Below are 22,108 nucleotides of genomic sequence, written 5' to 3' on the forward strand. Positions count from 1 at the left end.
GCTTGAAGTAGATGTTGAAGAACGCCGAGAACCGGTGCCAGGCCACACCCATCGTCATGGTGCGGGCGACGACGATCAGCCAGACGGTGGCGCTCATCAGCTTGATGAAGGCGAACACCGAGACCAGGTTCTCGCTGGCGGGCAGCAGGTGACCGATCGGGCCGGAGACGAACTCCGCCCACAGCGGCATCTCGTGCACGCCCAGCGCGGTCTTGGCGGCGCGGACACCGATGATGCCGATGCCCTCGACCAGCACGACGGCCTCGATGAAGTAGGCCCAGGCGAAGTTGGAGCCCTGGAACCGCGAGACGCGGCCCGCGCGACGCGGGTGGTTGGCCTGGCGGATCGCCATCAGCACCAGGATGCCGACGATCGTGCCGACGCCCAGGACCTCCATGAGGAAGTGGAAGATCGCCAGGTCGTCGAGGATCGGCCAGCCCCAGGTAGGGACGAAGACCTCGCCGTAGGCCTCGAACAGGGCAAGGGAGCCGAGCAGGAAGCCCCACATGACCAGCCAGTGCCACACGCCGACGTGGCGGAACTTGTTCATCCGGGTGTGCGCGGCGAACTCCTTGACCAGCGTGGCCAGACGTGCCAGAGCCGGACCGTTCCGGGTGCCGTCGGGTTGCCCGAGGCGGATGATCCGCACGAATCGGGCGATGGTCATGGCGAACATGCTCCACGCGACGACGCCGAGCGCGACTGAGATCGCGCCAAGCGTGATCTGCACAGCACCCATGCTCGTGGCCTCCTGTTTCGGGGGTTGTCCGTTTGGGGAGCGTACGCCCTGTTACCCGCTGGTAACCACGGGGGCTGGGGCGTGAATTCGGGAACAGTCGGTGATTCTGCGAGACCCCAGGTCGAAAAACTACTTGGGCGGTCGTTCAGTTTTCTGGTATTTTCGCAGTGGGCACGACCGCCGATCGGTGTCCGGGGGTAACGGGTGTTTCGGGAGTTGTCGCTGCTGAACGCCCGAGGCGTGCGGAGAACATCTCGCCGGTTCACCACCGGGGCGGTGTCGATCAAGGCAAACTGACGAGTAGATGTGCGATTTTCGCCACGTAATTGATCGAGTGAGCCTCGCGTTCGGTCAATCCACACCTGGGGGTAAGGGCGATGGTGGATCCCAGCGACGGCGGTATGCGGGCGTCCGACGCCGACCGCGAGCAGGTCGCGCAGCGGCTGCGGGTGGCGCTCGACGAGGGGCGGCTGACCGTCGCCGAGTACGACGAGCGGCTACAGCAGGCCTTCGCCGCCACGACGTTCGGCGAGCTCGAACCGCTGACCCGCGATCTGCCGGAGTCGAAGCCCTCCGCCGAGCTCGCCGAGCGCGAGGAGCACAGGGCGAAGATGGCCAAGGAGTGGCGGGACTGGGCGGGCGGCGCGGTCATCATGATCGCGATCTGGGGCGTGACCTCGGTCGTCTCCGGTGATCTGATCGCGTTCTGGCCCGCCATCCCGCTCGTGATCTGGGCGGCCGTGATCCTCGCGACCTCGATCGAGGGGTCGGGGAAGAAGAAGCGCGACTGACCTCTCGCGTCCTCCTGGCCCGGGCGGACGTGTCCAAACAAAGTTGGGCGATCGCCCATGATTCTCAGGAGGGATTTCGTGGCCTACGTGCTGCTGGTGCTGGCGATCTGCAGCGAAGTCGTCGGAACCGTCTCGCTGAAGCTGTCCGAGGGCTTCAGCAAGCTTGCGCCGTCGGTGGTGGTCGTGGTGGCCTACGCGGTCGCGTTCACCGCCATGAGCGCGGTGCTCAAGCTCGGCCTGCCGGTCGGCGTCGTCTACGCCATCTGGGCCGGGGCCGGGGTCGCGCTGGTCGCCATCATCGGGGCGGTGTTCCTCGGCGAGTCGATCACCGCGGTGCAGATCGGCGGCATCGCGCTCATCATCGGCGGGGTCGTGGCACTGGAACTGGGAGGCGCGCATTGACCTCGGGAACCGCATTGACCTCGGGCTCGGGGGCCGAGGTGACCGACGGGCGACGGCTCAAGGGCGAGCGTCGCCGCCGGGCGATCGTCGACGCGGCGCTGCGGGTCGTGGCCCGCGAGGGCGTCGGGGCGGTCAGCCACCGCAACGTCGCGCGCGAGGCCGGCGTGCCGCCCGCGTCGATCGCCTACTACTTCGACGGCATCGACGACCTGCTGGTCGCCAGCCTGCTCGACGGGTGCGAAGCGCTGGTCGAGCAGATCACCGCCGTGCGCGAGGAGGTCACCGACAACACCCAGTGGCCGCGCGCCATCGCAGAACTGCTCGTCCGCATGATCACCGAGCAGCGCGAGCGCACCATCGGCGAGTACGAGCTCTACCTCCTCGCCGCCCGGCGTCCCGCCCTCCGGCCCGCCGCCCGCCGCTGGCTCGACCTCATCCGCGGCAACATCAACGACGGCGACGACGGCGGGGACCCGGTCATCAGCGCCTTCATCGCGGGCATGGACGGCCTCCTCATCCAGGCGCTCATCGCCGACGAACCCCCGTCGGTCGACGACCTCGAACCCGTCCTCCGCTTCCTGATGCATCCCTACGACTACCTGGGTGTGCCCTCTTCCCCGGCATGACCTCGTCCGCTGCGGCCGGAGGCGGGGTCGACCGGACTTCGATGGAAGTCGGATCCACGATCTCAAGGGAGATCGGGCGCCCGACTTCCATCGAAATCGGGTCGACCCGCGTCCGGTGGTGGCCGGTCCGGCGTGTCGGGTGGGTCACCTGGTGGGGTGGTCGGGAACTGAAAGCGCTGGTGGGGCGTTGGGCAGGCAGAAAGCTTGAGTGAGCCTTGCTCAACCCGTTTGACGTGCGTTGGGACCGTGGGTAAAACTTGAGCTAGCAAGGCTCAAGGGCCCGCGACGGCGCTTGGGCGGACTGGACTAAGTACTGGAGGAACCACCCATGGCGCGAGCGGTCGGCATCGACCTGGGGACGACCAACTCCGTCGTTTCCGTCCTGGAGGGCGGTGAAGCGACGGTGATCGCCAACTCCGAGGGCTCGCGGACCACGCCGTCCATCGTGGCCTTCGCGAAGAACGGCGAGATCCTCACCGGTCAGCCCGCGAAGAACCAGGCCGTCACCAACGTGGACCGCACCATCCGGTCGGTCAAGCGGCACATGGGCACCGACTGGAAGGTCGGCATCGACGACAAGGACTACACGCCGCAGGAGATCTCAGCGCGAGTCCTGATGAAGCTCAAGCGCGACGCCGAGGCGTACCTGGGCGAGGACGTGACCGACGCGGTCATCACCGTCCCCGCCTACTTCGAGGACGCCCAGCGCCAGGCCACCAAGGAAGCCGGCCAGATCGCCGGCCTCAACGTGCTGCGCATCGTCAACGAGCCGACCGCCGCGGCCCTGGCCTACGGCCTCGACAAGGGCGAGTCCGAGCAGACGATCCTCGTCTTCGACCTCGGTGGCGGCACCTTCGACGTCTCGCTGCTGGAGATCGGCGAGGGCGTCGTCGAGGTCCGCGCCACCTCCGGTGACAACCACCTCGGTGGTGACGACTGGGACGAGCGCATCGTCGAGTGGCTGGTCGAGAAGTTCAAGTCGTCCAACGGGATCGACCTGACCAAGGACCGCATGGCCATGCAGCGGATCAAGGAAGCCGCCGAGAAGGCCAAGATCGAGCTGTCGTCCTCCTCGACCGCGGGCATCAACCTGCCCTACATCACCGTCGACGGCGACAAGAACCCGCTGTTCCTCGACGAGACGCTGTCGCGAGCCGAGTTCCAGCGCATCACCTCCGACCTGCTGGAGCGCTGCCGCAAGCCGTTCGAGGCCGTCATCCGCGACGCCGGCATCAAGCTCTCCGAGATCGACCACGTCGTGCTCGTGGGTGGTTCCACCCGCATGCCGGCCGTGTCCGAGCTGGTCAAGGACCTGACCGGTGGTCGCGAGCCGAACAAGGGCGTGAACCCGGACGAGGTCGTCGCCGTCGGCGCCAGCCTGCAGGCCGGTGTGCTGCGCGGTGAGGTCAAGGACGTCCTGCTGCTCGACGTCACCCCGCTGTCCCTGGGCATCGAGACCAAGGGCGGCATCATGACCAAGCTGATCGAGCGCAACACCACGATCCCGACCAAGCGCTCCGAGACCTTCACCACCGCCGACGACAACCAGCCGTCGGTGCAGATCCAGGTCTTCCAGGGCGAGCGCGAGATCGCCGCGCACAACAAGAAGCTCGGCATGTTCGAGCTGACCGGCCTGCCGCCGGCGCCGCGCGGCGTCCCGCAGATCGAGGTCACCTTCGACATCGACGCCAACGGCATCGTGCACGTCTCCGCCAAGGACCTCGGCACCGGCAAGGAGCAGTCGATGACCATCACCGGCGGCTCGGCGCTGCCGAAGGAGGACATCGAGCGGATGGTCTCCGACGCCGAGGCCCACGCCGACGAGGACAAGAAGCGTCGCGAGGAGGCCGAGGCCCGCAACCAGGCCGAGACCCTCGTCTACCAGACCGAGAAGGTCCTCAAGGAGAACGACGAGAAGCTGCCCGAGGAGACCAAGACCAAGGTCAAGGGCGCGATCGACGAGGTCAACGAGGCCCTGAAGGGCGAGGACGTCGACGCCATCTCCAGCGCCGTCGAGAAGCTGGCCACCGAGTCGCAGGCGCTGGGCCAGGCCCTCTACGCCGACGCCGGTGCCGCCGCCGCGGGCGACGCGGGTGCCGGTGACGCCGCGGGCGAGGCCGGTGCCGGTTCGTCGGCCAAGGACGACGACGTGGTGGACGCCGAGATCGTCGACGACGAGGACGAGAAGAAGAAGTGACTTCGGACAGCCCCGAGATGTCGCGCAACGAAGGCGAGCAGGAGCCGGTGATCGTCCGGGATCGGCGTCGCATCGACCCCGAGACCGGCGAGCGCCGGACCCCCGCTCCGAACGGAGACGAGGCTCAGGTGTCCGAAAGCATCTCCGGCACCCTCGACGAGGAGCTCGGCCAGGCCGACGAGCAGACCGAGCAGTCCGTCGACGGTGCTGCCCCGGAGGCCGGGGAGTCCGGTGGCCTGCAGAAGCAGGTCGACGAGCTCACCGCGGACCTCAAGCGGGTCACCGCCGAGTACGCGAACTACCGCAAGCGGGTGGAACGCGACCGCGAGTCGGTGATCGCCGCCGCCAAGGCGTCGGTCGCGGGCGACCTGCTGACCGTGCTCGACGACCTGGAGCGGGCCGAGGCGCACGGCGACCTCAACGGCGCGTTCAAGTCGGTGGCCGACAAGCTCGTCGGCGCGCTGAACTCCGCGGGTCTGGAGGCGTTCGGTGCCGAGGGCGACGAGTTCGACCCGTCGGTGCACGAGGCCGTCCAGCACACCACCTCCTCGGAGGTGTCCGGGCCGACCGTCACCACGGTGATGCGTCGGGGTTACCGGTTCGGTGAGCGGGTGCTGCGCCCGGCGATGGTCGCGGTGACCGACTACGAGGCGGACGAGAGTCCCGCCGAGGCCGCCGAGTCCAGCGAACAAGAGTGATCAGGAGCGGAAGGAGGAGCGTCCGGTGAGTGCCAGGGAATGGCTCGACAAGGATTTCTACGCTGAACTGGGCGTTTCCTCCGATGCTTCGTCGGACGACATCAAGAAGGCGTACCGGAAGTTGGCGCGGGAGAACCACCCCGACGCCAACCCCGGCAACTCCCGGGCGGAGGCCAAGTTCAAGGCGGTCTCCGAGGCCTACGGGGTGCTGTCCGATCCCGACAAGCGCAAGCAGTACGACGAGGCCCGCCGGCTCTTCGGATCCGGCGGCTTCGGCGGCGGGGGCGGCGGTTTCGGCGCCCCGGGCGGTTTCGGCGGACCGGGTGGTGCCGGTGGCGGCTTCGACCTCGGCGACCTCTTCGGCGGTCAGCAGGGGGCCGGTGGCCTGGGCGACCTGTTCGGCGGGTTGTTCGGCAACCGGCGTCCCGGCAGCGGCGCCGGAGCGGGCGCGGGCACGGCCAACCGGCCGCGCCGCGGCGCCGACGTCGAGACCGAGGTGCGCATCGATTTCTACGAGGCGGTGCGCGGTGCCACGGTGCCGCTGCGGCTGTCGAGCCCGGCGACCTGCCAGACCTGCCGGGGTTCGGGCGCCAAGCCCGGGACCCGGCCGCGCGGCTGCTCCACCTGCGGTGGATCCGGCCTGGTCACCCGCAACCAGGGCGCGTTCGCGTTCAGCGAGCCGTGCCCGGACTGCCGCGGCCGCGGCCAGATCATCGACACGCCGTGCGAGGACTGCGCGGGCGAGGGCGTCAGCACCCGCAGCCGGACGCTGACCGTGCGCATCCCCCCGGGTGTGGACGACGGGCAGCGGATCAGGCTGGCCGGGCAGGGCGAGCCGGGCCGCCAGGGAGCGACCGCGGGTGATCTCTTCGTCGTCGTGCACGTCAACGCGAACAAGGTGTTCGGACGATCCGGTGATGATCTGACGATCACGGTTCCGGTCACCTTCCCGGAACTCGCGCTGGGCACTACGTTGACGGTGCCGACCCTGGACGGGAAGGTCTCGCTGAAGGTTCCCGAGGGGACCAGCAGCGGGCGGACCTTCCGGGTGCGTGGCAAGGGCGTGGGCAAGAAGGCCGGTGGCAACGGGGATCTCCTGGTGACGCTGCAGGTCGCGGTGCCGTCGAAGCTCGACGACGCGGCGACGCGGGCGTTGCAGGAGTACGCCGAGGCCACGGCTGACCACGACCCGCGCAGCGAGCTGAACGAGTTGCTCGGGAGGTAGGCATGGCCGGCCGCATGACGGGTCCCGGAGGGATCGGACCGGAGATGGGATTCGCGTTCCCGCCCGGTTCCAACGAGGACACCCCGATGTTCGTGATCTCGGTGGCGGCGCAGCTGTCCGGTCTGCACGCGCAGACGCTGCGCAGCTACGACCGGCTTGGCCTGGTCTCGCCGGGGCGCACCGCGGCCGGCGGCCGGCGCTACTCGCTGCGCGACATCGCGCTGCTGCGCGAGGTCCAGCGGCTCTCCCAGGAGGAGGGCGTCAACCTGGCCGGGATCAAGCGCATCATCGACCTGGAGAACCAGGTGGACGCGCTGCAGTCCAAGGTCGCCGAGCTGACCGAGGAGGTCGCGGCGGCCTACGCCGCGGCGGAGTCGGCGGCGGCGCAGGTCCACGCCTCCTACCGCCGGGACCTCGTCCCGGTCCGCCAGGAGACCGCGCTGGTGGTCTGGAAGCCCAACCGCAAGCGCTGACCTCAGCGAAGGTCCTCAGCCGCGAAGAGTCTCAGCGCGAAGGGCGCCTTCCCGACTTCGGGGAGGCGCCCTTCGTCATGGCCGGGGACGGTTTTTCCTCGAATCACGCATGATCAAGGTCCGTTTTGTCCGGACAGTTCTCACTAAAACTGTCCGCGGGTGACGGACGAACCTCAGTCCAACGTAAAGGGGTCGTAGCGGATGTGGTCGAGGGTGGTGCCCGCGACCAGCATCTTCGAGACGGTGGCTCGGATCATGGCCGGGGAGCCGGAGACCAGGACGTCCCAGTCCTCCCAGGCGCCGTAGCGGGAGACGACGTCGGCGATGGTGCCGTGCTCGACCCCGTCGACGTTCGGGTCGTTCTCCAGCACGCCGGTGACCGTGAGCCACGGGTTCTGCATCGCGATGCGGCGCAGGTTGTCCAGGTCGTAGAGGTCGTCGCGGGTGCGCCCGCCGTAGAAGAGCTGGACGCGCGGGTTCTCGCCGTACTGGGCGAGGTCGTCGATGATCGCGCGCAGCGGCGTGACACCGGTGCCGCCGCCGATCATGAGGATGTCCGGCGAGTTCTCCCGGTCCACGGTCAGCCGCCCCATCGGCGAGCCGATCCGCCACTGGTCGCCGGGCCGGGCGTGCCCGACCAGCGCGCGGCTGACCCAGCCGCCCTCGACGGAGCGGACGTGGAACTCCATGACGCCGTCCTCGCTGGGCGCGTTGGCCGGGGACAGGTAGCGCCACAGCCGCGGCCGCTGCGGGACCTCGACGCTGACGTACTGACCGGGCTGGTAGGGCACCGGGTGGTCGGTCTGCACCCGGATCACCGCGAGATCCCAGCTCAGCCGCTCGTGGTGCAGGACCTGGCCGGTGTACCAGGCGGGACCGTCGTCGGCGGCCGCCGCCTCGGTCATCGCCGAGGCCATGACGGTGTAGGCCTCCGCCCAGGCGCGCTCGACCTGGTCGGTCCAGGCGTCACCGGCGAAGCGCTTGATGGAGGCCAGCAGCGCGGTGCCGACCGCTTCGTAGTGCTGCGTCACGACGCCGAACTTGCGGTGGTCGCGGCCCAGCTGCTGCAGGAAGGGCAGCAGCTCGTCGGGCTTGTCGACCATCTGGATGACGTGCACGAGCGCCCTCAGCAGGCGGCTTCGCTGCACCTCCATGTTGGCGGCGAACAGCTCGCGGGTTTGCGGCGCGATGCTGAACAAGGTGCCGTAGAAGAACTTGGCCACCTCGTCTGAGTGCGGCTCGACCACCGCGAAGCTCTCGCGGATGAGTCGAACCATCTTGCTCACGCCGGAGTTGGACGGCTCGTTGTTCGGGGGCGGACCGGGGCTCAGTACGGCGTTCGTCATCGTTTCGGGCGCAGTCTTCTCCACGTTGGCGGCAGTCACCTGGGGCGGGCGCAACCGCTACCTGCAAACGTCCCCCGACATCAGGGGCGACCCTAACCGCTGATCGCAAGGACGTCTGCCTTGATGGCACTTTTGAGTGCTTTTTAACTACCTCGCGTAGATAATCCATCAATCGGTCGGGGGAAAGCTAGTGGGCAACCTGTTACCGAAGGGGGCGACGTGACACTGTGGCCCGCTGTGACCCCCGATCACATCAACCCGGTCGGCGTGGCTCCCGAAGCCATGCTGGACCTCGAGTTATCCGACCCGGCAGCACCCCCCGTCCCGATCCCGACCCCGATCTCCGCTCTGGTGGAGTCCCAGCTCAACGACCCGTTCCGGCAGGAATCCCCGACTCTGCCGGGCTCGGCGGGCGAGCACCTCCTGCAGAGCGCCTACGGCACCGAGAAGCGGGCCCGCCGCTTCTACGACGACCAGGTGCTGGACCGCCTCAACGCCGAGATGAAGGAGTTCATCGGGCGCATGGAGCTGGCCTTCGTGGCCACCTCCGACGCGCGCGGCGAGTGCGACTCCAGCCTCCGGGCGGGTCCGCCCGGCTTCATCGAGGTCCTCGACGACCAGCACGTCTGCTACCCGGAGTACCGGGGCAACGGCGTGATGGCGAGCCTCGGCAACATCAGCGAGAACCCGCACGTCGGGATCCTGCTGGTGGACTTCGTGACCGACCTGATCGGCCTGCACGTCAACGGCAAGGCCCGCATCGTCGAGGACGCCGACCTGCGCGGCATCTACCCGGCGCTGCCCTCGGAGTTCGACCGCGGCCGCACGCCCGAGCGGTGGGTGGTGGTGCAGGTCGAGGAGGCCTACATCCACTGCCGCAAGCACATCCCCCGGATGATGCCGGTGCTGCGGGAGCGGACCTGGGGCACCGACGACGTCAAGCGCAAGGGCGGCGACTACTTCGGGGCCAAGGGCATGCCGCGCCCCTGGCACGAGGTGACCGCGGGCGGCTGACCTGCCGAGTTCCGGCCTGGTGCACCGCCGCTCAGGTGCGCTCCCTAGAGTGGGCGTCCCTAGAGTGGGGCGAAACGGTCGGAACGCAGGGAGCGAAGTGAGCGAGCAGGACGCCGAGTTCGTGGAGGACCCCGCGCGCCGGGAGGCCGCCGAGGAGGTCGAACGCGAGCTCGTGATGATGTTCCGCAACGCCCGGAACCTCTCGACCCACGTCGCCGCGCTGGTCCACCCGGACCTCGACCCCGCCTCGTACACGCTGCTGCTCATGGTCGCCAACGAGGGACCGCTGCGCGGCATGGACCTGGCCGGCCGGACCGGCCTGGACAAGTCGACCGTCTCCCGGCAGATCGCGACCCTCGTCGACCTCGGCCTGCTGGAGCGCGCCCCCGACCCGGACGACGGCCGCGCTCGCCGCATCCAGCTCTCCGACCTCGGCTCCGAGCGGCTGGAGCGGGTGCGCGCCGAGCGGCGCAAGCACCTGCACGGCCAGTTCGCCAGCTGGAGCACCCAGGACCTCGCGGATCTCGCCCGCCTGCTGGGCAAGCTGAACCAGACCAGCTGACCCCGCCCCGGCTGGATCGTCCCCAGCTGGAACGTCCCCCGGCTGAATCGTCGCCTATCAGGCAAAACGGCCAAAATCGGCCGGTGTCGCGCGTCACCCCCATTTCAGTTGCGTGCTGCAACCAAGTGGTCGTATTGTTGCCTTTAGCAACTAAAAGGATGGGCTCACATGGGACCAACACCCGAGACCTGTGGTGAGCTGCTCCGCCCACTCCGCGCCTTGATGGGCCTCAAGCAGGTCGCGCTGCAACGGGGATTGCAGCTCTCCGACCAGGTTCCCTACGCGGCGGCCGGACTGCTCACCGAGCTCGTGCACCGCGGCGAAAGCCGGGTCTCCGACCTCGCCCACCACCGCATCGTCGATGCGTCCGTGGTGAGCCGTCAGGTGAACCAGCTCGAACAGGCCGAACTGATCACGCGCCGCCCCGACCCCGCCGACCGGCGGGTGTCGCTGCTCCGCGCCACCGCCGACGGTGAGCAGGTCGTCACCGACCTCGAACGCAAGAAGCAGGAGTGGATCAGCGAGGCGCTGGTCGACTGGGACGACGGCAAGGTCCGCGAGCTGGCCCGGTTGCTCGGCGACGCGATGTCCGACATCCGCCGCCACACGATCGACGACGGTCATGCGCCCGACCACGGGCACACGATTGACCAGGGGGACCTCTCGGCCCCCCGGATGAGGGAAGGAACTCGATGACCAGCTCGACGGAGACGGCGCCCGAGGTGTCGACTCAACCGAGCGCGCCGCACGAGTCGGCTCAGGAACCGGCGATGTCGCACCGCCAGATCCTGGAGGCCATGTCCGGCCTGATGTTGGCGCTGTTGGTCGCCATCCTCAGCTCGACCATCGTGTCGAACGCGCTGCCGAGGATCATCGCCGACCTGCACGGAACCCAGGGCCAGTACACCTGGGTCGTCACGGCGATGCTGCTGACCTCCACCGCCTCCACCCCGCTGTGGGGCAAGCTCTCCGACCTGTTCAGCAAGAAGCTGCTGTACCAGATCGCCATCACCATCTTCACCGTCGGCTCCGTGGCCGGTGGTTTCGCGCAGTCGATGGAGACCCTGATCGGGTTCCGCGCGCTGCAGGGCATCGGCATGGGCGGTCTGCAGGCGCTGATCCAGGTCGTGATCGCGGCGATGGTCTCGCCGCGCGAACGGGGCCGCTACAGCGGATACATCGGTGCCACCTTCGCGGTGGCCACCGTCAGCGGCCCGCTCGTCGGCGGCGTCATCGTCGACACCCCGTGGCTGGGGTGGCGCTGGTGCTTCTGGGTCACCGTGCCGATCGCCGTCATCGCCTTCATCGTGCTCGGCCGGGTGCTCAAGCTGCCGGTCGTCAAGCGCGAGGTCAAGATCGACTGGTTCGGGGCGCTGTTCCTGGTCGGCGGCGTTTCGCTGCTGCTGATCTGGGTCTCGCTGGCCGGCAAGAACTTCGACTGGCTCTCGCCCGAGACGGGCTACTTCGTCGGCGGCGGCGTCCTCGCGCTGATCATCGCCGTGATCATCGAGGCCAACCACAGCGAACCGATCGTGCCGCTGCGGATGTTCCGCAACCCCACGGTCACGCTGGCCACCATCGGCACCGTCGCGGTCGGCACCGCGATGTTCGGCGGCGCGGTGTTCCTCGGCCAGTACTTCCAGATCGCGCGCAGCTTCAGCCCGACCATCGCGGGCCTGATGACGCTGCCGATGGTCGGCGGGCTGTTCATCTCCTCCACCGTCAGCGGCCAGATCATCTCCCGGGTCACCGGCAAGACCAAACCGTTCCTGATCATCGGCTCGATCGTGATGATGGTTGCGATGGGGCTACTGAGCACCGTCGATCACGAAACGAACCTGGTGCTCATGGGGGTCTACCTCTTCCTGATGGGAAGCGGAGTGGGCATGCTCATGCAGAACCTGGTGCTGGCCGTGCAGAACGCCACCAGCGCCAAGGACATGGGCTCGACGACCTCCGTCGTCACCTTCTTCCGCACCCTGGGAGGTTCGGCTGGCGTGTCGGTGCTCGGTGCGGTGCTGGCCACCCGCGTGCAGGACTACATCGTGGAAGGCCTGGCGAAGATCCCCGGCGCGGCGCAGGCCGCGGCCGCAGGCGGCGGCACCGGATCGCTGGACGTGGGACACCTGCCCGGGCCGATCCAGACCATCGTCCGCGCGGCCTACGGGGATGCCATCGGCGACATCTTCCTCATCTCGGCCTGCATCTCCGTGGTCACCTTCATCGCGGTGCTGTTCATCCGCGAGAAGCCGTTGCGGACGACGATCGAGAGCAACGAGGAAAGGGAGACGGCTTCAGTGTCGGCACACGACGAGGGCCTCGACAGCGGCAGGACCAACGGTGCGCAGGTGAACTCCGAGCGCTCCAACCCGTGGACCGAGCCGTCGATCCCGTCCTTCGCCTCCAACGGCGCGGCGCTGACCGGCCGGTTCGCCGAGGGCCACGAGCTCCAGCGGCGTTCCGTGCACGGCGTCGTCCACGACTCCATCGGCACCCCGGTCTCCGGCGTCGTCCTGACGCTGACCGACGCCAACGGGCGCCAGGTGGAGCGGGCCCGCACCGACAACGACGGGCGGTTCCACTTCGACGTCGACAACGACGGCACCTTCGTGCTGATCGCCTCCGGCGGCAGCTACCAGCCGACCGCCTCGATGGTCGTGGTCTCCGACCGGCCGGTGCGGCACGACGTGCAGCTGCTCGGCGCCGGTGAGCTCAGCGGTCTGGTGCACGTCGGCGGGGTAGGCGTCCCGGGAGCGATGGTGGTGCTCACCGACGTGCGCGGCGAGGTCGTGGCCACCAACGCCACCGACGGCGACGGCGAGTACGGCTTCTCCGACCTGGTCGGTGGCTCGTACGCGCTGACCGTCACCGCGGACGGCTACCGCCCGGTCGCGCACCCGATCGTGGTCACCGACGGGGAGCGGGTGCGGCTCGACGTCGCCCTGCAGACCGGGGCGCAGCTGCACGGCGTGATCCGCTCGGCCAACCTCGGCGTGCCGGTGCCCGACGCGCGGGTGACGCTGCTCGACGCCTCGGGCGCGGTGGTCGCCGCGGGCACCACCGACATCGACGGCAACTACCACTTCACCGACCTGCCCGACGGTGAGTACACGGTCATCGCCAGCGGGTACCCGCCGGTGGCCAGCTCGCTGCGGCTGACGGGCCAGGAGTCGTCGCACGACGTCGACCTGGGCTACCCGGAAGCCTGACGGTCGCGCTCGCACCACCCGCAGGTCACGGTCGCGCTGCGGCGGGCGGGTTCGGCTGGACTCCGGGCCCGCCCGCACAGCAGGATCATGATCGAGCTCTTCAAAGGAGTGTTTTCACCATGGATCTCGGCCAACCGCAGGCCGCGTCGGGCAACGGTCAGACCGGTTCCGCTCCCGGTTCCGGAGCGGTGACCGCGTCGGTGCTCGGCAGCGACGGCTGGCCGGTGCCGGAGGCGGTGCTGACCCTCATCGACTCCGGCGGCGCGCAGGTCGCCCGAGCTCAGGGCGACGGCAAGGGCTCGGTGCTCGCCTCCGGGCTCGCCGCCGGCGCCTACACCGCGATCATCACCGCGATCGGCCACGAGCCGGTCGCCCGCACCACCCTCGTGCACGAGGGCGCCACCGCCAACCTCGGCGGTGTGGAGGTCCGCCGCATCGGCGGTGCCGACCTGCCGGCCCCCGGGCTGTGGCGGATCGACCCCGTGCACTCCTCCATCCAGGTCACCGCCAAGCACCTGGGCCTGAGCAGCATCCACGGCCGGTTCAACGAGTTCTCCGGCGAGGTGCGCATCGGCGCCCCGATCGAGCAGTCGCTGGTGGAGGCCCGGATCAACGCCCGCACCATCGACACCGGCAACACGATGCGCGACGACCACCTGCGCACCGAGGACTTCCTCAACGTCGACCGGTTCCCGGAGATCGCGTTCCGCTCCACCGGGCTGCGCCCGCGCGGCGGCGACAAGTGGGACCTGCAGGGCGAGCTCACCATGCTCGGCGTGACCAAGCCCGTCCTGCTCGACACCCGCTTCGACGGCGTCGGACCCGACCAGTGGGGCGGCACCCGCGCCTCGGCCTCGGCGGTCGCGCAGCTGCGCCGCGACGACTTCGCGGTGCGCTTCAGCCAGTCGCTGGCCTCCGGCATCGCCGCGGTCGGCATGACCCTGCGCGTCCAGATCGACATCCAGGCGGTGCTGGAAGAGGGGTAGACCAGGAGCGGTTCGCTGTGGCTGGCTCGACCGCTCCGCCGAAGAAGGAGCCGTGCGCACGTCGGGGGTGCGCACGGCTCCTTCGCGTTCGCGGACGGATTCCGGCGGTATTCGGGTCCCGGATTACTCCGGTATTCCGGAACCCGATTACGGCGGTATTCCGTCAGCCGATTACGGCGGTATTCCGGGTTCCGATGCCGGTGGACGGGAGTGCGGCCGTGGCCGGGGCCCGATCGCGGCCGCACTCCGTCGGCTCGTCGTCAGGCGTCGGCCTTCTTCTTGTCGATCTTGCGGATCTCGCCGGAGCGGATCTTGGCCTTGTACTCGGCCAGCTCCTTCTTGACCACCGGGATCATGATGTACAGGCCGATGATGTTGAACAGGGCCAGCAGGAACAGCACCGCGTCGGTGAAGTCCATGACGCTGCTCAGGCTCAGCACCGAGCCGACGATCACGAACAGGCAGAACACCACGTTGTAGATGTTGCGGCTCACCGAGGTGTTGCCGAAAAGGAACAGCCACGCCCGCTGGCCGTAGTAGCCCCAGGTGATGATCGTGGAGACGGCGAAGAGCACGACCGCCACGGTCAGCACGTACGGGAACCAGGGCAGGACCTCGGCGAACGCCTGCGAGGTGACGGTGACGCCGTCCGGCTCCTCACCGCCTGCCAGGACCGCCTTCTGCCCCTCGATCCACAGCTGCGGCTGCGCGATGACGATGGTCAGCGCGGTCATGGTGCAGATGATGACGGTGTCGATGAACGGCTCCAGCAGCGCCACCAGTCCCTCGGTGGCGGGGTGCTCGGTGCGGACCGCGGAGTGCGCGATCGGCGCCGATCCCAGACCGGCCTCGTTGGAGAACGCGGCGCGCTGGAAGCCGACGATGAGCACACCGATGAGACCGCCGAAACCGGCCTCCGGGGTGAACGCGCCCTTGATGATGGCGACGGCCGCGTCCGGCACGGCGGTGATGTTGACGCCGATGACCGTCAGCGACGCCACGACGTAGATGATCGCCATCGCCGGGACGAGCTTGCTGGTCACCGCGCCGATGGACTTGATGCCGCCGACGACCACCGAACCGACGATGATCGCCAGGATGATGCCGAAGATCAGCGCGGCACCGTCCGAGCCGAGCAGGCCCTCGTCGCCACCGGTGACGTCGCGCAGCTGCGCGAAGGTCTGGTTGGCCTGGAACATGTTGCCGCCGCCGACGCCGAACAGCAGGATCATGATCGCGGCCAGCACGGCCAGCGTCTTGCCCAGGCCGCGTCCGAAGGCGTTCGGGATGCGCTCGGCGATGCCCTTGCGCAGGTAGTGCATCGGGCCGCCGTGCACGTTGCCGTTGGCGTCGATCTCGCGGTACTTCACGCCCAGCGTGCACTCGACGAACTTGGTGGCCATGCCGAGCAGGCCGCACAGGATCATCCAGAAGGTGGCGCCCGCGCCGCCGACCGTCACCGCGACGCCGACACCGGCGATGTTGCCGAGGCCGACGGTTCCGGACAGCGCCGAGGCGAGCGCTTGGAAGTGGTTGATCTCGCCCGGTTCGTCGGAACTGGTGTACTTGCCGCGCACCAGGTCGGTGGCGAGCTTGAAGTTCCGGATCTGCACGAAGCCGAAGACCAGGGTGAACACCGTCGCGGCGATCACGAGCCAGGCCACGATCCACGGGAAGGTCACGCCGAAGACGGTGATCTCACCGAACACGAACCCGGAGAAGCCCTCCGAGATCGGCGTGAAGACGTTGTTGATGGTGTCCTCGATGCCGGCGAGTGGACCGGCGTCGGCCGCCAGGACGAGTTCGCCGTCCGGCGGCTCGGTCGCCAAGGAGGCGGTCGCCAAGGTGTAGGTCATGGCGCAATAGCAAAGCGGGCGAAAACCCCGAACACAAGCACTGTGCGTAACAATCTGCAGAAGGTTGGTCCGATTGGTCAGACCTATTGTTTACGCGCTGTGAAAAAAGAAAATTAGTGTGAAACTGGACTTGAGCGGAACACGCTCAACCTTTGTTACGTTGGAAGTGTGAAGTCCGGTCGCCGACAACCGGGATGACCAGGAACGATCCGGCACGCAGCACGAATCCGGCACGAGGTGAGGGAATGGACGCGTTCAACCCGACGACGAAGACCCAGCAGGCGATCTCCTCCGCGGTGCAGGCCGCCACCGTGGCGGGCAACCCGGACGTCGGACCCGCGCACCTGCTCGGCGCCCTGCTCGCCCAGGGGGACGGGCTGACCGCCCCGCTGCTCACCGCCGTTGGCGCCGAGGTCGCCGACGTGCGCCGCGAACTCGAATCCCTGATGAACTCGCTGCCCGCCGCCACCGGCAGCACCGTCGGAGCTCCGCAGCTCTCCGGTGCCGCCGTCAAGGCCCTCACCAGCGCGCAGCGGCTGGCCACCGAGATGGGCGACGAGTACGTCTCCACCGAACACCTGCTGGTCGGCCTGGCCGCCGAGGGCGGCCGCGTCGCCGACCTGCTGCGCAGGCACGGCGGCACCCCCGACGCGCTGCGCGAGGCATTCGGCAAGGTGCGCGGCTCCGCGCGCGTGACCAGCCCCGATCCCGAGGGCACCTACCAGGCGCTGGAGAAGTACGGCCAGGACCTCACCGAGCGCGCGAGGGCGGGCGAGCTCGACCCGGTCATCGGCCGCGACGCCGAGATCCGCCGCGTCGTGCAGGTGCTGTCCCGGCGGACCAAGAACAACCCGGTGCTCATCGGCGAGCCCGGCGTCGGCAAGACCGCCATCGTCGAGGGCCTCGCCCAGCGCATCATCGCCGGCGACGTGCCCGAATCGCTGCGCGGCAAGCGGGTCGTCGCGCTCGACCTCGGCTCGATGGTCGCGGGCGCCAAGTACCGCGGCGAGTTCGAGGAGCGGCTCAAGGCCGTGCTCAAGGAGATCACCGACTCCGCGGGTCAGGTGATCACCTTCATCGACGAGCTGCACACCATCGTCGGCGCCGGGGCCGCCGGCGAGGGGGCGATGGACGCGGGCAACATGATCAAGCCGATGCTGGCGCGCGGCGAGCTGCGCATGGTCGGCGCGACCACGCTCGACGAGTACCGCGAGCACATCGAGACCGACGCCGCGCTGGAACGCCGCTTCCAGCAGGTGCTGGTCGGCGAGCCGAGCACGGAGGACGCGGTGGCGATCCTGCGCGGCCTCAAGGAGCGCTACGAGGTCCACCACGGCGTCCGCATCACCGACGGCGCGCTGGTGGCCGCCGCGACGCTGTCCGACCGCTACATCACCGCCCGGTTCCTGCCGGACAAGGCGATCGACCTGGTCGACGAGGCCGCGTCCCGGCTCCGCATGGAGATCGACTCGCGGCCGGTGGAGATCGACGAGGTCGAGCGCGCCGTGCGGCGGCTGGAGATCGAGGAGATGGCGCTGGCCAAGGAGTCCGACCCGGCCTCCGTCGAGCGGCTCGCCGCGCTGCGCGCCGAGCTCGCCGACAAGCGCGAGAAGCTCTCCGAGCTCACCGCGCGCTGGCAGCAGGAGAAGGAGTCCATCGACAAGGTCCGCGACCTCAAGACCCAGCTGGAGCAGGTGCGCGGCGAGTCCGAGCGGGCCGAGCGCGACGGCGACCTCGGCAAGGCCGCCGAGCTCCGCTACGGCCGGATCCCCGCGCTGGAGAAGGAGCTGGAGGCGGCCACCCAGGCGCAGAGCGAGCGCAAGGCGATGCTGCAGGAGGAGGTCACCGCCGACGACGTCGCCGGGGTGGTCAGCGCCTGGACCGGCATCCCCGCCGGACGCCTGATGGAGGGCGAGACCGCCAAGCTGCTGCGCATGGAGGAGGCGCTGGGCGCCCAGGTCGTCGGCCAGGAGGAGGCGGTGCGCGCGGTCTCCGACGCCGTCCGGCGCACCCGCGCCGGCGTGGCCGACCCGGACCGGCCGACCGGCTCGTTCCTGTTCCTCGGGCCGACCGGTGTCGGCAAGACCGAGCTGGCCAAGGCGCTGGCCGGGTTCCTGTTCGACGACGAGCGGTCGATGATCCGCATCGACATGAGCGAGTACTCCGAGAAGCACTCGGTGGCCCGGCTCGTCGGCGCCCCGCCCGGCTACGTCGGCCACGACCAGGGCGGGCAGCTCACCGAGTCGGTGCGGCGGCGGCCCTACTCGGTGGTGCTGTTCGACGAGGTCGAGAAGGCCCACTCGGACGTCTTCGACGTGCTGCTGCAGGTCCTCGACGACGGGCGGCTCACCGACGGCCAGGGACGCACGGTCGACTTCCGCAACACCATCCTGGTGCTGACCTCCAACCTGGGTTCGCAGGCCATCGCCGACCCCACGCTCGACGAGCGGGGCCGGGACGAGGCCGTGATGTCGGTGGTGCGCGGGCACTTCAAGCCCGAGTTCCTCAACCGGCTCGACGACGTCGTGGTGTTCCACCAGCTCAGCACCGAGGAGCTCACGTCCATCGTGGACATCCAGGTGGACCGGCTGGCCAAGCGCCTCGCGCAGCGGCGGCTCACCCTCGACGTGCAGCCCGCGGCCCGGGACTGGTTGGCGCTCAACGGTTTCGACCCGGTCTACGGCGCCCGCCCGCTCCGCCGCCTGGTCCAGTCGGCCATCGGCGACCAGCTGGCCCGCAAGCTGCTGGCGGGCGATATCCGCGAGGGCGACAAGGTCCGCATCGACGTCACCGACGACAACGAGTCCCTCACCGTGGCCCCGCAGAACTGACCGACCACAGCGAAACCCCGTTCCCCGAACGGGGTTTCGTCCCCCACTCCCGAAAACAACCCCATCGTGCGGATGGTGGGGGAAGTTTTCATGAAAACCTCCCCCACCACCCACCCACGCGAGTTCCCCCGAGAACACCAACCGTTCCCAGGTCACGAGGTTCCGGAGGAATGTCCGTCGTGTGTAGAGGGGGAAGTTTTCATGAAAACTTCGCGGTCGAGGGTGGGGGGAGGTTTTCATGAAAACTTCCCCCCACCCACCACGGAACGGACTGGGGTCAGGGTTGGGGGCGGAGGGTGGAGAGGGCCGCGAGGGCGGCGAAGACGGCCGCTGCCGCGGTGAAGGCGAGGGTGGCCGTGCGCAGGTCGGTGAGGGTGCTGAGGTAGCCGAGGGCGACGCTCGGGACCGTGGCCGAGAGGTAGGCGACGACGTAGATCATCGCTGCGGTGCCCGCGCGCTGGTGCGGGGCGGCGAGCCCGGTGAGCATCCGGAACGCGCCCATGAACATCAGGCCCCACCCCACCCCGAGCACGGCCGCTGCCAGGAAGAACACCACCGGGGAGGCGTCGAGCTCGGCCGCCGCGACCCCGGTCAGGGCCGAGATCATCAGCACCGCGCCGACGCGCACCGCGCGGGTCGCCGCCCAGCGGGACAGCACCAGCTGCGTGAGCCCGCCGAGCCCGGCGAGCACCGCCACCGGCAGGCCGCTGATCAGGCTCGGGTAGCTGTGCACCATGCCCTTGACCACCGACGGGGCCAGCGACATGAACATGCCCCCGACGGTCCACGAGGCCAGCACCATCGTCGACATCAGCGCGAACCGGCCGCCCTGCCCGGCGGGCACGATCGGCCGCCGGGGCCGCAGCGCCTCGCGCAGCGGGCTGAGCTGCGTGACCGGTTCGGGCATCGCCAGCACGACCGGGATCGCGACCGCGAAACCGGCCGCCAGCAGCAGGAAGGTGGTCAGCGTCGGGCCGGGCAGGAACTGCACCAGCACGCCCGCCAGCAGCGAACCGCCCGCCATGCCCAGCGCTGCGGCAACCCCGTTGACCAGCGAACCCCGATTGGAACCGGGCCGCTGGAAGTCCAGCAGCGCACCGCTGATCGCGCTGGTGGCGGCACCGGTGGCCAGGCCCTGCAGGACGCGGCCCGCGAACAGCCAGCCGACGCCGGGCGCCAGCGCCAGCACCAGCACGGCCGCGATCTCCAGCACCAGCGCTCCCACGAGCACCGGACGCCGCCCGATGTGGTCCGACAGCGATCCGCACAGCAGCAGCGCCAGCAGGATCGCCACCGAGTAGGAGGCGAACACCTCGGTCAGCACGGTGTTGGTGAAGCCCCATCGCTGCTGGTAGAGCGAGTACATCGGGGACGGGGCCGTGGAGGCCATCAGGAACAGGGCGTAGATGCCGCCGATGAACCAGAACGAGCCGGAACGCGACAGGCCCCGTGCGGGCTGGACGCGGGGCCGGACCAGTTCGGTGGTCATGCGCTTCCTCTTCGAGTCGGTGGGCGGGTCCGGTGCACGACAACCTCTGAGCGGAACGGACCATTCCGCGCGGGCGTAGGCTGTGCGCATGACCACAGCAGCGACGGCCGAGCACGACGACGCGGTGATCCGCGCCGCGCGGGAGGTCTTCGCCGAGCAGGGCATGTCGGCCCCGATGGCGGAGGTGGCCAAGCGCGCCGGTGTCGGCGTGGCCAGCATCTACCGCCGGTACCCGAGCAAGGCCGAGCTCGTCGAGCAGGTCCGCATCGCCGGGTTCCGGCTGGTCATCGCCGAGGCGCAGGCGGCGCGCGCCGAGGAGTCCGACCCGTGGCGGGCGTTGAGCCGCTTCATGCACCGCTGCCTGCGCGAGGGCTCCGGCATCGGCACGGTGCTGCCGCCGCTGGAGAAGCACCACGCGTTCTCGGCGGAGTTCCGCATCCTGCAGCAGCAGGTGGCCGAGGTGATCGAGGCGCTCGTCGAGGACGCCAAGTTGGCGGGCGAGCTGCGCGCCGACATCGACTGGACCGACGTCCTGCTGCTGTTCAAGCACCTCAACCCGACGCTGCCGACCGGCGAGCACCGCCGCGCCGAGCTCCGGGCCCGCTACCTCGGCCTGGTCCTGGAGGGCATGCGCTCGGAGGGCTCGGCCCTGCGCGGCCCGGCCCCCGACACGGCCGAGTGGCGCGCCCTCTGCGACAACGTCGAAGCCTGAGGGGTCGAAGCCCGAGGGGTCGAGGCCTGACCCGCCCGACAGGCCCGGCGTTCCGGCGTTTTCGCACGTCAAGATCAGTCGATCGAGGGGTTCGGATTCGGATGCCCAGGTGATCTTCGAGATCCGCGATGTTCGGACTACCCTGCCCCGTGTGGGCATACCTGCGTGGCTCTGGTTCCTCGTCGCCGTCGTCGCGATCGTCGCCGGCGTCGCGCTGCTGATCTCCGACCGATCGCAGCGCACCTCCAACAACCGGGAGCGGCGCCGCTGGGCGGCGCTGCGGGGTTGGCAGTTCGCCGAAGCGGATCGCGTCCTGCCGACGCGGTGGGAGCGCGGCGTGCTCGCGCAGTACGGCGCGACGACCGCGGTCGACGTGGTGGCGGGCTCGACCTTCACCGCCGACGGCCGCCGCCAGGTCTACGTGCTGGACCTGGAGGCCGGGGGCAAGAACGTCGCCGTGCTGGTCGGCATCCGCTGCCGCCGCACCGCCCCGGCCACCATCGAGCTGTGGCTGCCGGACGTGCCGGTGCCGCAGGACTCGGGCCTGGACCTGCTGGGCCCGGTCGGCTCGCGCTACGCCTTCGTCACCGAGGTCGCCGCGGCTCGCCCGCTGGTGACCGAGGACCTGGTGGACGCCACCGAGGAGATCGGCCAGGACGTCACCGTGGTGTGGCTGGAGAACGACTGGGTGCTGGCCGCCATGCACCCGGCCGACGCCGACCCGGCGCGCCTGGAGCGGCTGCTCCGCGACCTCGGCGACCTCGCCGACCTGGTCGACCCGTTCGACAGCGACCCCAACACGACCAAGGACCCCAACAGCACCGAGGACGACGCCGAAGAACAGGTCGAGGAGCCCTCGGAGCACCTTCAGTAGGTCGACGAGAGGCGTAGCCTTCCACCACCTGAGCAACTGGCACCGCTGCGGGTTCTGAGGTGGTTCTCCGGTGAGGAC

At 69.4% G+C, this 22,108-nt stretch carries 18 protein-coding genes and 1 pseudogene; 15 read left to right on the forward strand and 4 right to left on the reverse strand.

The genetic code is table 11. From position 1 onward, the window contains the following. Window positions 1-739 (reverse strand): annotated as a pseudogene (locus tag QFW96_RS27105) (Fe-S oxidoreductase); the annotation flags it as partial. Window positions 740-1,116: 377 nt separating this feature from the next. On the opposite strand from QFW96_RS27105, the gene QFW96_RS27110 reads away from it, so the two are divergent. The 7 genes from QFW96_RS27110 (at window position 1,117) to QFW96_RS27140 (ending at window position 7,151) form a co-directional block, all read left to right on the forward strand. Further along, entirely contained in the window at window positions 1,117-1,530 is a 414-nt protein-coding gene (locus tag QFW96_RS27110; protein WP_281458575.1) for a DUF1707 SHOCT-like domain-containing protein, read from the forward strand. A gap of 78 nt (window positions 1,531-1,608) precedes the next feature. After that, window positions 1,609-1,932, forward strand: a complete 324-nt coding sequence (locus tag QFW96_RS27115) for a DMT family transporter (RefSeq protein ID WP_281458576.1) — start codon at window positions 1,609-1,611, stop codon at window positions 1,930-1,932. Then, on the forward strand, window positions 1,929-2,558 hold the full coding sequence (locus QFW96_RS27120; RefSeq protein WP_281458577.1) for a TetR/AcrR family transcriptional regulator: 630 nt from the start codon (window positions 1,929-1,931) through the stop codon (window positions 2,556-2,558). The genes QFW96_RS27115 and QFW96_RS27120 overlap by 4 nt, the downstream gene beginning before the upstream one ends. Window positions 2,559-2,886: 328 nt before the next feature. Next, window positions 2,887-4,755 (forward strand): molecular chaperone DnaK, encoded by a 1,869-nt coding sequence (gene dnaK, locus QFW96_RS27125; protein ID WP_281458578.1) that lies wholly within the window; start codon window positions 2,887-2,889, stop codon window positions 4,753-4,755. 17 nt (window positions 4,756-4,772) lie between these two features. Further along, window positions 4,773-5,453: a nucleotide exchange factor GrpE gene (grpE, locus tag QFW96_RS27130; RefSeq protein ID WP_281458630.1), complete on the forward strand. Its 681-nt coding sequence runs from the start codon at window positions 4,773-4,775 to the stop codon at window positions 5,451-5,453. Window positions 5,454-5,478: 25 nt separating this feature from the next. Continuing rightward, the gene (dnaJ, locus tag QFW96_RS27135) at window positions 5,479-6,678 is read left to right on the forward strand and encodes a molecular chaperone DnaJ (RefSeq protein ID WP_281458579.1); all 1,200 of its coding nucleotides are present in this window, start codon (window positions 5,479-5,481) and stop codon (window positions 6,676-6,678) included. A 44-nt stretch (window positions 6,679-6,722) separates the two neighbouring features. Then, a complete protein-coding gene (locus QFW96_RS27140; RefSeq protein ID WP_281458631.1) occupies window positions 6,723-7,151 on the forward strand; it encodes a heat shock protein transcriptional repressor HspR in 429 nt (142 codons plus the stop codon). A 173-nt stretch (window positions 7,152-7,324) separates the two neighbouring features. Here the strand turns inward: QFW96_RS27140 and QFW96_RS27145 are convergent, their stop codons facing one another. Then, on the reverse strand, window positions 7,325-8,497 hold the full coding sequence (locus QFW96_RS27145; RefSeq protein WP_425524802.1) for an FAD-binding oxidoreductase: 1,173 nt from the start codon (window positions 8,495-8,497) through the stop codon (window positions 7,325-7,327). 282 nt (window positions 8,498-8,779) lie between these two features. On the opposite strand from QFW96_RS27145, the gene QFW96_RS27150 reads away from it, so the two are divergent. The 5 genes from QFW96_RS27150 (at window position 8,780) to QFW96_RS27170 (ending at window position 14,268) form a co-directional block, all read left to right on the forward strand. After that, entirely contained in the window at window positions 8,780-9,511 is a 732-nt protein-coding gene (locus tag QFW96_RS27150) for a pyridoxamine 5'-phosphate oxidase family protein (RefSeq protein WP_281458633.1), read from the forward strand. A 97-nt stretch (window positions 9,512-9,608) separates the two neighbouring features. Beyond that, the gene (locus tag QFW96_RS27155; protein WP_281458580.1) at window positions 9,609-10,073 is read left to right on the forward strand and encodes a MarR family winged helix-turn-helix transcriptional regulator; all 465 of its coding nucleotides are present in this window, start codon (window positions 9,609-9,611) and stop codon (window positions 10,071-10,073) included. A 168-nt stretch (window positions 10,074-10,241) separates the two neighbouring features. Continuing rightward, window positions 10,242-10,769 carry a MarR family winged helix-turn-helix transcriptional regulator gene (locus QFW96_RS27160; RefSeq protein ID WP_281458581.1) on the forward strand — a complete coding sequence of 176 codons (528 nt, stop codon included), beginning with the start codon at window positions 10,242-10,244 and terminating at the stop codon, window positions 10,767-10,769. Next, window positions 10,766-13,282, forward strand: coding sequence for an MFS transporter (locus QFW96_RS27165; RefSeq protein ID WP_425524803.1), 2,517 nt, complete (start codon window positions 10,766-10,768; stop codon window positions 13,280-13,282). Before QFW96_RS27160 ends, QFW96_RS27165 begins: the two co-directional genes overlap by 4 nt. Window positions 13,283-13,401: 119 nt before the next feature. Then, window positions 13,402-14,268 (forward strand): YceI family protein, encoded by an 867-nt coding sequence (locus QFW96_RS27170; RefSeq protein ID WP_281458582.1) that lies wholly within the window; start codon window positions 13,402-13,404, stop codon window positions 14,266-14,268. Between the two features lie 260 nt (window positions 14,269-14,528). Here QFW96_RS27170 and QFW96_RS27175 read toward each other — a convergent pair whose 3' ends face one another. Then, on the reverse strand, window positions 14,529-16,124 hold the full coding sequence (locus tag QFW96_RS27175) for an alanine/glycine:cation symporter family protein (RefSeq protein WP_281458583.1): 1,596 nt from the start codon (window positions 16,122-16,124) through the stop codon (window positions 14,529-14,531). 245 nt (window positions 16,125-16,369) lie between these two features. Between QFW96_RS27175 and clpB the strand changes: the two genes are divergently transcribed. Further along, window positions 16,370-18,955, forward strand: coding sequence for an ATP-dependent chaperone ClpB (clpB, locus tag QFW96_RS27180; RefSeq protein WP_281458584.1), 2,586 nt, complete (start codon window positions 16,370-16,372; stop codon window positions 18,953-18,955). A gap of 277 nt (window positions 18,956-19,232) precedes the next feature. Here the strand turns inward: clpB and QFW96_RS27185 are convergent, their stop codons facing one another. Then, complete coding sequence (locus QFW96_RS27185; RefSeq protein ID WP_281458585.1) at window positions 19,233-20,444, reverse strand: MFS transporter; 1,212 nt, start codon at window positions 20,442-20,444, stop codon at window positions 19,233-19,235. Window positions 20,445-20,532: 88 nt separating this feature from the next. Between QFW96_RS27185 and QFW96_RS27190 the strand changes: the two genes are divergently transcribed. Both QFW96_RS27190 and QFW96_RS27195 read left to right on the forward strand, forming a co-directional pair. Further along, entirely contained in the window at window positions 20,533-21,156 is a 624-nt protein-coding gene (locus tag QFW96_RS27190; protein ID WP_281458586.1) for a TetR/AcrR family transcriptional regulator, read from the forward strand. A gap of 151 nt (window positions 21,157-21,307) precedes the next feature. Next, window positions 21,308-22,030, forward strand: coding sequence for a type III secretion system chaperone family protein (locus tag QFW96_RS27195; protein WP_343231410.1), 723 nt, complete (start codon window positions 21,308-21,310; stop codon window positions 22,028-22,030). The last annotated feature ends 78 nt before the right edge of the window (window positions 22,031-22,108 follow it).

Source organism: Saccharopolyspora ipomoeae (genome assembly GCF_029952525.1).
GTDB lineage: Bacteria > Actinomycetota > Actinomycetes > Mycobacteriales > Pseudonocardiaceae > Saccharopolyspora > Saccharopolyspora ipomoeae.

What these genes read in the sequence shown, in the direction of transcription:
- QFW96_RS27170 (WP_281458582.1), top strand. Translation starts at nt 13,402, where the DNA reads ATGGATCTCGGCCAACCGCAGGCCGCGTCGGGCAACGGTCAGACCGGT.
- QFW96_RS27190 (WP_281458586.1), top strand. Translation starts at nt 20,533, where the DNA reads ATGACCACAGCAGCGACGGCCGAGCACGACGACGCGGTGATCCGCGCC.
- QFW96_RS27110 (WP_281458575.1), top strand. Translation starts at nt 1,117, where the DNA reads ATGGTGGATCCCAGCGACGGCGGTATGCGGGCGTCCGACGCCGACCGC.
- QFW96_RS27185 (WP_281458585.1), bottom strand. Translation starts at nt 20,444, where the DNA reads ATGACCACCGAACTGGTCCGGCCCCGCGTCCAGCCCGCACGGGGCCTG.
- QFW96_RS27175 (WP_281458583.1), bottom strand. Translation starts at nt 16,124, where the DNA reads ATGACCTACACCTTGGCGACCGCCTCCTTGGCGACCGAGCCGCCGGAC.
- dnaK (WP_281458578.1), top strand. Translation starts at nt 2,887, where the DNA reads ATGGCGCGAGCGGTCGGCATCGACCTGGGGACGACCAACTCCGTCGTT.
- clpB (WP_281458584.1), top strand. Translation starts at nt 16,370, where the DNA reads ATGGACGCGTTCAACCCGACGACGAAGACCCAGCAGGCGATCTCCTCC.
- QFW96_RS27165 (WP_425524803.1), top strand. Translation starts at nt 10,766, where the DNA reads ATGACCAGCTCGACGGAGACGGCGCCCGAGGTGTCGACTCAACCGAGC.
- QFW96_RS27145 (WP_425524802.1), bottom strand. Translation starts at nt 8,497, where the DNA reads ATGACGAACGCCGTACTGAGCCCCGGTCCGCCCCCGAACAACGAGCCG.
- QFW96_RS27160 (WP_281458581.1), top strand. Translation starts at nt 10,242, where the DNA reads ATGGGACCAACACCCGAGACCTGTGGTGAGCTGCTCCGCCCACTCCGC.
- QFW96_RS27140 (WP_281458631.1), top strand. Translation starts at nt 6,723, where the DNA reads ATGGGATTCGCGTTCCCGCCCGGTTCCAACGAGGACACCCCGATGTTC.
- grpE (WP_281458630.1), top strand. Translation starts at nt 4,773, where the DNA reads ATGTCGCGCAACGAAGGCGAGCAGGAGCCGGTGATCGTCCGGGATCGG.
- QFW96_RS27150 (WP_281458633.1), top strand. Translation starts at nt 8,780, where the DNA reads ATGCTGGACCTCGAGTTATCCGACCCGGCAGCACCCCCCGTCCCGATC.